General features: G+C 65.1%; 12 protein-coding genes. 3 read left to right on the forward strand and 9 right to left on the reverse strand.

The window, feature by feature from the left end; genetic code table 11:
* Positions 1-749, forward strand: a 749-nt coding sequence (locus AUC71_RS13125; RefSeq protein WP_141701691.1) for a ComEC/Rec2 family competence protein, incomplete at its 5' end; no start/stop codon positions are given.
* Complete coding sequence (locus AUC71_RS13130) at positions 664-1,173, forward strand: hypothetical protein (RefSeq protein ID WP_069624618.1); 510 nt, start codon at positions 664-666, stop codon at positions 1,171-1,173. The genes AUC71_RS13125 and AUC71_RS13130, both read left to right, overlap by 86 nt.
* A 6-nt stretch (positions 1,174-1,179) precedes the next feature.
* Here AUC71_RS13130 and lexA read toward each other — a convergent pair whose 3' ends face one another.
* The 9 genes from lexA to AUC71_RS13175 form a co-directional block, all read right to left on the reverse strand.
* Positions 1,180-1,881, reverse strand: coding sequence for a transcriptional repressor LexA (gene lexA / locus AUC71_RS13135; protein WP_069624619.1), 702 nt, complete (start codon positions 1,879-1,881; stop codon positions 1,180-1,182).
* A gap of 186 nt (positions 1,882-2,067) precedes the next feature.
* The gene (locus tag AUC71_RS13140) at positions 2,068-3,273 is read right to left on the reverse strand and encodes a molybdopterin molybdotransferase MoeA (RefSeq protein ID WP_069624620.1); all 1,206 of its coding nucleotides are present in this window, start codon (positions 3,271-3,273) and stop codon (positions 2,068-2,070) included.
* A gap of 7 nt (positions 3,274-3,280) precedes the next feature.
* Complete coding sequence (gene moaC / locus AUC71_RS13145; RefSeq protein ID WP_069624621.1) at positions 3,281-3,760, reverse strand: cyclic pyranopterin monophosphate synthase MoaC; 480 nt, start codon at positions 3,758-3,760, stop codon at positions 3,281-3,283.
* Entirely contained in the window at positions 3,757-4,575 is an 819-nt protein-coding gene (gene trpC, locus AUC71_RS13150; RefSeq protein WP_069624622.1) for an indole-3-glycerol phosphate synthase TrpC, read from the reverse strand. The genes moaC and trpC overlap by 4 nt, the downstream gene beginning before the upstream one ends.
* Before the next feature lie 3 nt (positions 4,576-4,578).
* On the reverse strand, positions 4,579-5,634 hold the full coding sequence (gene trpD, locus AUC71_RS13155; RefSeq protein ID WP_244500956.1) for an anthranilate phosphoribosyltransferase: 1,056 nt from the start codon (positions 5,632-5,634) through the stop codon (positions 4,579-4,581).
* The gene (locus tag AUC71_RS13160) at positions 5,624-6,244 is read right to left on the reverse strand and encodes an anthranilate synthase component II (protein ID WP_069624623.1); all 621 of its coding nucleotides are present in this window, start codon (positions 6,242-6,244) and stop codon (positions 5,624-5,626) included. Before AUC71_RS13160 ends, trpD begins: the two co-directional genes overlap by 11 nt.
* 38 nt (positions 6,245-6,282) lie before the next feature.
* The gene (locus tag AUC71_RS13165; RefSeq protein WP_069624627.1) at positions 6,283-6,813 is read right to left on the reverse strand and encodes a SixA phosphatase family protein; all 531 of its coding nucleotides are present in this window, start codon (positions 6,811-6,813) and stop codon (positions 6,283-6,285) included.
* Between the two features lie 21 nt (positions 6,814-6,834).
* Positions 6,835-8,400: an anthranilate synthase component I gene (trpE, locus tag AUC71_RS13170; protein ID WP_069624624.1), complete on the reverse strand. Its 1,566-nt coding sequence runs from the start codon at positions 8,398-8,400 to the stop codon at positions 6,835-6,837.
* Positions 8,397-10,298, reverse strand: a complete 1,902-nt coding sequence (locus AUC71_RS13175; RefSeq protein ID WP_158007847.1) for a peptidyl-prolyl cis-trans isomerase — start codon at positions 10,296-10,298, stop codon at positions 8,397-8,399. Before AUC71_RS13175 ends, trpE begins: the two co-directional genes overlap by 4 nt.
* 213 nt (positions 10,299-10,511) lie before the next feature.
* On the opposite strand from AUC71_RS13175, the gene AUC71_RS13180 reads away from it, so the two are divergent.
* Positions 10,512-10,914 (forward strand): triose-phosphate isomerase family protein (locus AUC71_RS13180; RefSeq protein ID WP_244500958.1); only part of this gene is annotated, 403 nt, incomplete at its 3' end.

The raw sequence follows: 10,914 nt of genomic DNA on the forward strand, positions 1-10,914 counted from the left end.
TCGCGCTGCTCGCCGCCGCCTTCTACTTGGCATTGTCTGGCGCGGCGGTGCCCACCGTGCGCGCCTGGATCATGATGAGCATCTTTCTCATCGCGGTGATGCTCGACCGGCCGGCCATCACCATGCGCAACGTGGCCTTAGCCGCCCTAGCCATTCTTGTGGTGGCGCCCGAGTCGTTGTTCGATCCAAGCTTCGAGATGTCCTTCGCCGCGGTAATCGGCCTGGTCGCGTTCTATGAATGGCTCGCCGGGCGGAAGCGCCAATTTCTGCCCGACGTGAGCCCGGCCTGGCGCGGTGTGCGCTGGACCGGAGCGCTCGTCTTCGGTGCGGGCCTGACCACGCTGATCGCCGGCACGGCCGTGGCGCCTTTCGCCGTCTATCATTTCCACCGCATGACTCATTTCGGCTTGGTGGCCAACATGATCGCGGCGCCGCTCGTCAGCCTCTTGATCATGCCCATGGCCTTGCTCTCGCTCATCGCCATGCCGTTCGGCCTCGAAGCCTGGCCCCTCCAGGCCATGGTACGGCATCGAGCTGATGGTGGAGGCAGCGCAATGGGTCGCGTCCTGGCCCGGCGCCGTCTCCATCCTGCCGCGGATCTCCGGCACCGCGCTCGCCATGATCGTGCTTGGCGGGTTGTGGCTGTGTCTGTGGCAAACGCGCATGCGCGCGCTGGGTCTCGTCATCGCGGCAGCGGGGCTCGCTCTGGCGCCCGCCGCCCAGCGTCCGGACGTCCTCATCGAGCGTGAAGGTGCAACGGCCGCTCTGCGCGGAAGCCGCGGCGACCTCATCTTTCCGCCGGCCACCGCCGCAACCTATAGCGTCGAGAACTGGCTTCTGGCCGACGGCGACGACCGGGATGCGGACGCGCTCCCCGAGACCAGCGCCTTCCGTTGCGATCCCCTCGGCTGCATCGGCCGTGTGAAGGGAAAGACGGTGGCCCTGGTGCGCGAGGTGGGGGCGCTGGAGGAAGATTGCCGGGTGGCCGACATCGTCGTCGCCCCGTTCACGGTCGGAAAGCATTGCCGCGCTGCCCGCGTCATCGTCGACCGCCTCATGTTGAAAGAAAAGGGCGCTCACGCCCTCTACATCGAAGGACTGTCGATCCGCACGGAGACTGTCGCCAAAGCCCGCGGGAACCGGCCTTGGGCGAAGCCCATCGAAAACAAGTGAAATCGTCTAATAGCGGCGGATGAGCCCTACGAGCCGGCCCTGCACACGCACGCGGTCCGGACCGAAGATTCGGGTCTCGTAAGCGGCATTGGCGGCTTCCAGGGCAATCGAGTCGCCCCGGCGTCGCAAACGCTTCAGCGTGGCTTCCTCTTCGTCGACCAGTGCCACCACGATGTCGCCATTGGTGGCGTCATCGCATTTGCGGACGATGATGGTGTCGCCTTCGAGGATGCCGGCATCGATCATCGAGTCGCCTTTGACCTCGAGCGCATAGTGCTCGCCCTTGGCGAGCAGCTCCGGCGGCACCTCGATGGTCGAAAGCCGGGTCTGGATGGCCTCCACGGGCACGCCGGCGGCGATTCGACCCATGACGGGGACCGCCACGGTCTGCGGCACGGCCTCGCCCTCCGCGACCTGTGGCACACGGCCCAGGCTGCCTTCGATCACGCTGGGCGAGAACCCACGCGAGCGGGCAGCTAAGCCTTGCGGCACGGATTCAGGCAGGCGAATGATCTCCATGGCCCGGGCCCGGTGCGGCAGGCGGCGAATGAAGCCGCGCTCCTCCAAAGCGGTGATCAGACGATGAATGCCCGACTTGGACTTGAGGTCGAGGGCCTCCTTCATCTCATCGAACGAGGGCGGCACGCCCGTCTCTTTCAACCGCTCATGGATGAACATGAGAAGCTCTTTCTGCTTCAGTGTGAGCATCTGGTCCCCTTCGAGCGATCAGGTATCGGGTTGTTCGAGCCTGATAACGAATCTCGTCCCGCCTGTACAAACCATGAACAGTATAGATGTTCTATTTGTGTTCCGCAACCCAAACGCCAAGAATTGTTCGTGACGTGGCCGTTTCCGGTTTGTTTGCTCGCGTGATTCGGGTTTCCGGGCTCTTAATTAGCCTGAAAGCGGAAGGATTTTTACGCGCGCACCCTGTGGCGCGGCCGGAGCATGTGGAACCTGCACGATGAGGCAGTCCGCCTGCGCCAAAGCGGCCACGAGCGATGAGTCCTGCGAAGGCAGGGGGCGGACCACACGCGTCCCATCCTCGCGCCAGGTCGAAGTCGCGCGAAGGTAATGCTGCCGTTCCCCGTTGGCAGGAAGATCCGCGCCTAAGACAGCCTCAGGCACCGGGTCGCCGTCCCCGTGGACGCCGAGCATGGCCCGCAGCATCGGCACCAAGAACACATAGGTACATAAAAGCGCCGAGACGGGATTGCCCGGCAGGCCCAAGACCCGTTGCGTCCCCAGCCGCCCAAAGAGCACCGGCTTCCCCGGCCGCATGGCGACCTTCGCAAATTCAAGCACGAGGCCTTCCCGTTCAAGGGCGCTCGCCACCAGATCGCGTTCGCCAACGGAGGCACCGCCAATGGTGACCAGGATATCGGCCCCGGCGCCCGTACCGGCCAAGGTCGCAATGCTCTCGGGATCGTCGCGCGCGATGCCCAGAGCCACGGCCTCACCCCCATGGGCCGCAACAGCGGCGGCCACCCCATACCCCGCGGACGAGACGATCTGGTCCTGACCGAGGCCGCTACCGGGCGGCATCACCTCATCGCCCGTGGCCAGGATGGCGACCTGCGGCCTCCGGCGGACCGGGAGTACAGCGTGGTTCATGGAGGCCGCGAGCATCAAAGGTGCGGGGCCAAGCGTGGTGCCTTGCCGGAGCAGCACCTCGCCCTGCTTGAAGTCCTGCCCCCGCGGGCGGATGTGCTTGCCGGCGGAGGCGGCAGCCTTCACGACGACGCGCGCAGCGCTCCCTTCCGTGTCCTCCTGAGTGACAACGGTATCGGCGCCGTCAGGCACCGGCGCCCCGGTGAAAATCCGCACCGCTTGGCCTGGCTTCATGGTCCCGGTGAACCGCGCCCCGGCCGCTGCCTCGCCGACGACCTCCAAGGTCGCGGGAAGGGCGGCAACGTCGGCGGAACGTACCGCGTAGCCATCCATGGCCGAGGCATCGAACGGCGGCTGGGTCAGCGTGGCGGCAAGATCCTCGGCGAGGACGCGATCTTGTGCGTCCGCAAGAGAGACCTGCTCGACGTCGAGGGGCGCCAACCCTTTGAGCACAAGGGCCAAGGCGTCATCGACGGAAAGGAGCGCCATCGGGCTATCAGGATGCGCGGAAATCGCCGGAGCGGCCGCCGGTCTTTTCGACCAGCCGTATGCCGGAGAAGCTCATGGCGCGATCGACGGCTTTGCACATGTCGTAGAGCGTGAGGCAGGCGACCGTCACGGCGGTCAGCGCCTCCATCTCCACCCCGGTCTTGCCGTCGACTTTTGCTGTCGCCTCGATGCGAATGCCGGACGGCTCGCGCGAGGGCGTGAAGTCGAGCACCACCTGCGTAAGCGGTAGCGGATGGCAGAGCGGGATCAGCTCGGACGTTTTCTTGGCGCCCATGATGCCGGCGAGACGCGCGGTGGCCAGAACGTCGCCTTTCGGCGCATTGCCCTCAAGAATCATATCGAGCGTCTCAGGCGCCATGGCCACGAAGCCTTCGGCCACCGCCGTGCGTGAGGTCACGGCCTTCTCCGAGACGTCCACCATGCGGGCCTCGCCACGCTCATTGAGATGCGAAAGACGTGCGTTCATTGCGCGGCCTCCGAAGAAACCTCGGCACCCGTGAGCAGGGCGCGCGTCGCGGTGGCGACATCGGCCTGGCGCATCAAACTTTCGCCAACGAGGAAGGCGCGCACACCCGCTTGCGCAAGCCGCGCGAGATCGCCGTGGCTGAAAATGCCGCTCTCCGCGACCACCATGCGATCGGCCGGCACACGCGGCGCCAGACGTTCCGTGGTGGCGAGGGTCGTATCGAACGTCTTGAGATCACGGTTGTTGATGCCGATCAGCTTGGTGCCTAAGTGCAGCGCCCGGTCGAGCTCCGCCTCGTCATGGACCTCGGCCAGTACATCCATGCCGCAGGCCCGCGCGGCAAATTCCAGATCGCGCGCCAAAACATCATCGACGGCCGCCATGATGATGAGAATGCAGTCCGCGCCGAGGGCGCGCGCCTCGAACACCTGATAGGCGTCGATCATGAAGTCCTTGCGCAGGGCGGGAAGGGCGCAAGCCGCCCGCGCCATGGTCAGATATTCCGGATCGCCCTGGAACGACGGCCCGTCGGTCAGCACCGAAAGGCAGGCCGCACCGCCCGCCTCATAGGCCACCGCAAGGGTGGGCGGATCGAAATCGGCTCTGATAAGACCCTTGGAGGGGCTCGCCTTCTTGATCTCGGCGATGAGCGCAAAGTCGCCATCGGTGACCCGCGCCCGCAGCGCCTTGTAGAAGGGACGCACGGGTGCCGCGTTCTCGGCCCGCGCGCGCATCTCGGCCTCGGGCACGGCTTTCTTAGCCGTGACGACCTCGTCGCGCTTGTAGCTTAGAATCTGGTCGAGCACCTGTGACATGCCTCAGACCTTATCACGGCTGAGCTGCACCAGCGCTTCCAACACCTTCATAGCCTTACCGCTATCGATCGAGTCCGCGGCGAGCGCCACGCCGTCGCGCAACGTGGTCGCCTTGCCGGCGACCAGCAGTGCGGCGGCCGCGTTCAGAAGCACGATATCGCGCAACGGGCCTTGGTTTCCTTGCAGCACCGCCCGGATATGCGCGGCGTTCTCTACCGCGTCCCCGCCGATCAGGTCGTCAGGATTGGCGTCGGCCAAACCTGCGTTCCGCGGCGAGATGCGGAAGGTCGAGACCTTCCCTCGATCCAACGCCGCCACGTGGCTGATCGTGGTCGTGGTCAGCTCGTCGAGACCATCGGCCGCGTGCACCACCCAGGCACGCTCGACACCGAGAAGCCCCAGCACGTTGGCGATGGGCTCGACCCATTTCTCGGCGAAAACACCGACCACTTGAAACTTGGTGCCGGCGGGGTTGGCCAGCGGCCCGAGCAAATTGAAGATCGTGCGCACGCCGAGTTCGCCCCGCACCTTTGCCACATGGCGCATGGCGGCGTGATGCGCCGGCGCGAACATGAAGCCGAGACCGCATTCGGCGATGCAGCGTTCGATGATCGCCGGACCGCAGTCGAGATTGACGCCGAGCGCACCGAGGACGTCGGCCGAACCGGAACGCGAGGAGATCGACTTGTTGCCGTGCTTGGCCACGGGCACGCCGGCGCCGGCCACCACGAAGGCCGCGCAGGTCGAGATATTGTGCGTGCCTTTGGCATCGCCGCCCGTGCCGCAGGTGTCGATGGCACCGTCCGGCGCGCGCACCGCCAACGCCTTGGCTCGGAGCACACGCGCGGCTCCAGCAATCTCGTCGACCGTCTCGCCCCGCACATGCAAGCCCATCAGCAGCGCACCGATCTGGGCCTCGGTGGCGCCGCCCGACATAATCTGCTCGAAGGCGTTTGCCGCCTCGCTTTGATTGAGGGTCTCGCCGCGCGCGACTTTGCCGATGGCCGTGCGCAGACCCTCGGCGCCCGCGCCGTCGACCGCCGAAGGACTAGAGGGCACCGACCGCTTCGCTTTCCGAGCCGCCGCGCGCGCGCCGCTCCACCCGGGCGAGATCGAGGAAGTTGGCGAGCAATTGATGCCCATGCTCCGAGGCGATGCTCTCGGGGTGGAACTGCACGCCATGCACCGGATAGGTCTTGTGCTGGACACCCATGATGATGCCGTCCGCCGTCTCGGCGGTGATCTCCAGATCGTCAGGCAGGGTGTCGCGGTCAATGACCAGCGAGTGATAGCGCGTCGCCGAGAAGTCTTGGGGCAGGCCGGCGAACACGCCTTTTCCAGCATGATGGACCTTGGACAGCTTGCCATGCATTAGGTAAGGCGCGCGTATGACGTTGCCGCCATAGACTTGGCCAATGGCCTGATGGCCGAGGCAGACCCCCAAGATCGGCACCACCGGCGCGGCACGCTGAATCAATTCGAGGCAAATACCGGCGCGATCCGGATCGCACGGGCCGGGCGACAGCACGATCGCTTCGGGACCTTCCGCCAGAACCTCGTCCACGGTCACCTTGTCGTTGCGGTAGACCTGCGTAGCCGCGCCCAATTCTCCAAGGAAATGAACGAGGTTGTAGGTGAAGCTGTCGTAATTATCGATCAGGGTCAGCATGGCTTGGTGTTACGCCTCGTGCTGTCAGGCCGTCAAGCTCAAGAGGAATGGTCGGGCCGCAGTTCCTTGGGCGTCAGGAATAGCGCCAGGCTCCCGCTATTCACGTCCACGCTCGACCAGAGCCCCGCCGTGAAGTTGATCACCGCGAGTCCGGCGGTCGGAAATTTCTCCTTCAGCTTGTCGCGCATGTGCTTGGGCCCGGCGCCGATCAGATCGAGCGCCAGCGCCTGCATTTCAGGATTGTGCCCGACGATCATGACGTGGCGCGAACCGGGCTGAAGTCCGCGAAGCATGTCGAGCATCTCCGCCGGGCTCGCGTGATACAGCGCATCCTCATAGAGGACCTTGGGCTCGACTTTGAGTTCCGGCAGCACCAGCGCCAAGGTGTCAACCGTACGGCGGGCCGACGAGCAGAGCACCAGCTCCGGGTCGATGCCGCGTTCGGTCATGGCGCGTCCCATCACGGGCGCGTCGGCCACGCCCCGCGTGGAGAGCGACCGCTCGCGGTCCGGGAGTGACGGGTTCTTCCAACTGGACTTGGCGTGACGCAGGAGGCTGAGAGTAAGCATCGTCGCGGCCTCCTGGCTCACTTACTGGCCGCGCTTGCCGCGCGTGGCAAAACGCACGGCCTCATCGGCTGCCTTGAACAGCGCGCCGGCCTTGCTCACACATTCGGCCTGCTCGCGCTCCGGCACGGAATCGGCCACGATACCGGCGCCGGCCTGCACATACATGACGCCGTCCTTCACCACCGACGTCCTGAGCACGATGCAGCTGTCCATCTCGCCGTCGGCCGAGAAATAGCCGACACAGCCGGCATAGATGCCACGCGCCGCGTCTTCCAGTTCGTCGATGATCTCCATGGCGCGGACCTTCGGCGCGCCCGACACGGTCCCCGCCGGAAAACCGGCCATCAGCGCGTCGACCGCGTCATGATTCGCATCGAGCCTGCCTTCCACATTGGAGACGATGTGCATGACCTGGCTGTAATATTCGAGGAAGAAACTGTCGGTGACGCGCACGCTGCCCACCTCCGACACCCGCCCCACGTCGTTGCGCCCGAGATCGAGCAGCATCAAGTGCTCGGCGCGCTCCTTGGCATCGGCCAGCAACTCATCCGCCAGCGCCTTATCGTCTTCCGGCGTCTTGCCGCGCGGCCGGGTCCCGGCGATGGGGCGGATGGTGACTTCGCCCTGGCGCACCCGCACCAGAATTTCCGGGCTCGAGCCCACGACGGCGAAAGCGCCGAAGTTGAGATAATAAAGAAAGGGCGACGGGTTCACCCGCCTGAGCGCACGGTAAAGCGAGAACGAGGGCAGCTCGAAAGGCGCCTCGAAGCGTTGGCTCAGCACCACTTGGAAGATGTCGCCTGCGGCGATGTACTCTTGGGCCCGCGCCACCTTGGCCATATAGGCCTCCGGCGCCGTGGTGGCTTTTGGCGCCGGGTGAGGCGCGTCCGCATCAAGCTCGCTCGCATGCGGCAATGGCTGGTCGAGCCGCTCCAAGACCACGTTCAACCGATCGGCCGCGCGTGCGTAGGCCGCCTTGGCGCTCACACCGGGCGCGGCGCGCACGGGCGTGACCACGGTCATCTCGTCTTTGACGCTGTCGAAGATCACGATCAGCGTTGGCCGGACCAGGATGCTGTCGGGCAGTTCGAGCGGATCGGGTCCGCCGCCTGGCAAATGCTCGATCAGGCGCACCGTGTCGTAGCCCATATAGCCGAAAATGCCGGCCGCCATGGGCGGCAGCGCCTGGGGAAGCGTGATCGCGGATTCGGCCAGGAGCGCGCGCAGGCTTGCGAGAGCCGGCTGCGGAGAGGGCGCGAAGGCTTCCGCATCGGCCTGAGGGCTGCGATTGATCTCGGCCTTCTTGCCTTCGGCCCGCCAGATCAGGTCGGGCTCGCAGCCGATGATCGAATAGCGCCCGCGCGTGGCGCCGCCTTCGACGGACTCAAGGAGGAAACTGTTGGGCCGCTCGTTGGCCACTTTGAGCATGGCGGAGACGGGTGTCTCTAGATCGGCGACCAGCCGCGTCCAGACGACTTGCGGCACGCCCTCGTCGTAGAGGCGCGCAAACGCCGCGAAGTCCGGTTCGATCGGAGCCGACCCACCGTCTCGCTGCAGCGGAGTCACCGAAGCAGGCGCCGCACTCATGGTTCCTCGCTGCTACCCACGAGCTTGGCAAGCGCCTGCTGATTGACGCTTACGCCGTAACGGCTTTCCAGCGCGCTGAAATATTCCGCGATCGTGTCTTCGCTGAGCAGAAGACCGATGCGGGATTGGAGCTGATTGATCGCCCGCTCGTCGACTGCCGGCGGCTCGACGATTTCGTCCACGCGAAACACGATGCGCCCCTCATCGACGCCCGAGGCCGCCGAACCGAAACCACCTTTCGGCAGAGCGAACGCTTGCGATACCGCCGGCGGCAGCACGTTCACGGTGATGTCGTCGCGCTTCAACGCCGAGGTCGGCAACACTTCGGTATCGAGCTCCTTCGCCACGTCTTCCAGCGTCTTGCTGCCGCTGCTCAATTGGCTGACGAATTTTTGCGCGAGCTTGGCAACCTGGTTCCGCGTCTCGTCTGCGCGCCAGTCCGTCTCGACCTCATCGCGCACTTGATCGAACGGCTTCAGTTGTTCCGGGGTCACGCCCAATACCTCGTACCAGATGACGCCTTCGTCCCGCGCATCGATGGGGTCGTTCTCGATCCCGGCGTCGGTGGCGAAGATGCCGTTCAGCAGATCCTTTTGCGCCGGCAATGTGACAGTCGATCCGTCGGGTTTGCGTCCTTCGCGGTCCACCTGGTCGATGACCTGGTAGTCGAGCTTGAGCTTGCCTGCCGCTTCCTCGAGGGTCGATCCCGCCGCAAGCTCGTCCTCCACCTTGTCATGCATGTCGAAGATCGCGCCGGAGGCACGGTCTTTGAGAATTCCCTTCTCAAGGTCTTCCTTGGCCTCTTCGAAGCTCGGGATCTTGCCGGGCTCGATCTCCGTGACACGGATCAAGACCACGCCGCCGAGCTTGCCCTCGATGGGTTCGCTCACGGCATCCTTCTCGAGCTTGAAGGCCTCCTCCGCGATCGTGGGGTCGGCCAAATCCTTCCGGGCGACGGTGCCGAGGTCGATATCGGTCTCGGTCAAGCCAAGCTCCTTGGCCATCTCGACGAAGTCCGTGCCGGACGTGATCTTCTCGTGAGCTTTCCTGGCGGCTCCGATATCGGGCAGAGCGATTTGTTGCACATGGCGGCGCTCCGGCGCCCCCAGAGTGTCCTTCTTGATCTCATATTCCGCCTTGAGATCGTCCTCCGTGATGTTGAGCTGGTCCTTGACCGTCTCCGGCGTCACGGCGATGAGGCCGACCTTGCGATATTCCGGCTGCGTGAACTTGGCGTGATGATTGTCGTAATAAGCCTTCAAGTCCTCTTCGGTCGGAGCGCTCACCTCTTCGGCCGCGGATTTCGGCACCAGGACGTATTTCAGGATGCGGCGTTCCTCGTTGAACTGATTCATCGCATCGATCAGCGCCCTGGGGCTGTTGGCCACTTCGCCGACAGTGACAAGCAGCTGCCGCCGTAGGTTCTGTTCGCGCAGCGAATAGAGATAGCCCGCTTCGGTCATGCCGATATTGCGCAGCGCGGCTTGGAAGGCGAGGGGGCTGAAGTTCCCGGCGCCGTCCTGGAAGGCCGGGTCCTTCGTGATCTGCGCGAGCAACGCATCGTCGCTGATGCCGAGGCCCAGATGCGTAGCATGGGTATCCACCGCAGCGCCGCCGATCAGCCGTTCGAGCACGCGTGTATCGAGTCCCGCCGCGCGCGCTTCCTGAAGGCTGAGGCTGCGTCCTGCCTGCTGGCTCATGGACCGCAGCACGTCCCTGCTGGCGCGCGCATAATCTTGCGCGGTGATTTCCGTGTCGCCGACGCGGATGAGGGTCTGCTGACCATAGCCCGTGAAAATGTCGGCGATTCCCCAGACGGCGAAACTCACCACCAGGAGACCGACCAGGATCAGGCCAACCGTTTTTGCCGCGCCTTGGCGCAATCTGTCGAGTGCCACGCCTCGATCACCTTCTCTATCATGAATTGCCAAATCCGCGCCGGCGTCCGATGGTAGGACGGTCCGGCGCGGCGCGCGCATCATAGGTAGCAAGAGCCAGCGCGGCAACACGCAGAAACACCAGAAAAACCGCTTTAGCCGGACACTGTAAAGGCACGAACGGGGGGAAGAAACGTGACCGCGATCAGGCCGCTTGTCGCCGGCAACTGGAAGATGAACGGCCTGGGGAGCGCGCTTGGCGAGCTGGCGGACTTGCGGGCGCGACTGAAAGCGGCGCCGGTCCCGGATGCCGATGTCATGGTTTGCCCCCCGGCGACCCTGCTGACCCGAGCCGCCGAAGCGCTCGACGGCTCGGACATCGCGCTTGGCGCCCAGGACTGCCATCCCTTGGTCTCGGGCGCCCATACCGGCGATATCTCCGCCGAAATGCTGGCCGATGCGGGCGCGACCGCCGTCATCGTCGGACACTCGGAGCGGCGTCTGGATCACGGCGAGACCGATGCCTTGGTTAACGCCAAGGCGCTCGCGGCCTACCGCGCCGGGCTCACCGCCATCATCTGCGTCGGCGAGACCGAAGCGCAGCACCAGGATGGGAAGACCCTGGATGTGCTGCGCG

This window comes from Methyloceanibacter marginalis (assembly GCF_001723295.1).
GTDB lineage: Bacteria > Pseudomonadota > Alphaproteobacteria > Rhizobiales > Methyloligellaceae > Methyloceanibacter > Methyloceanibacter marginalis.

Excerpts from the sequence above, each read along its gene's own strand:
- AUC71_RS13130 (WP_069624618.1), top strand. The coding sequence starts at position 664 with ATGCGCGCGCTGGGTCTCGTCATCGCGGCAGCGGGGCTCGCTCTGGCG.
- lexA (WP_069624619.1), bottom strand. The coding sequence starts at position 1,881 with ATGCTCACACTGAAGCAGAAAGAGCTTCTCATGTTCATCCATGAGCGG.
- AUC71_RS13140 (WP_069624620.1), bottom strand. The coding sequence starts at position 3,273 with ATGGCGCTCCTTTCCGTCGATGACGCCTTGGCCCTTGTGCTCAAAGGG.
- moaC (WP_069624621.1), bottom strand. The coding sequence starts at position 3,760 with ATGAACGCACGTCTTTCGCATCTCAATGAGCGTGGCGAGGCCCGCATG.
- trpC (WP_069624622.1), bottom strand. The coding sequence starts at position 4,575 with ATGTCACAGGTGCTCGACCAGATTCTAAGCTACAAGCGCGACGAGGTC.
- AUC71_RS13160 (WP_069624623.1), bottom strand. The coding sequence starts at position 6,244 with ATGCTGACCCTGATCGATAATTACGACAGCTTCACCTACAACCTCGTT.
- AUC71_RS13165 (WP_069624627.1), bottom strand. The coding sequence starts at position 6,813 with ATGCTTACTCTCAGCCTCCTGCGTCACGCCAAGTCCAGTTGGAAGAAC.
- trpE (WP_069624624.1), bottom strand. The coding sequence starts at position 8,400 with ATGAGTGCGGCGCCTGCTTCGGTGACTCCGCTGCAGCGAGACGGTGGG.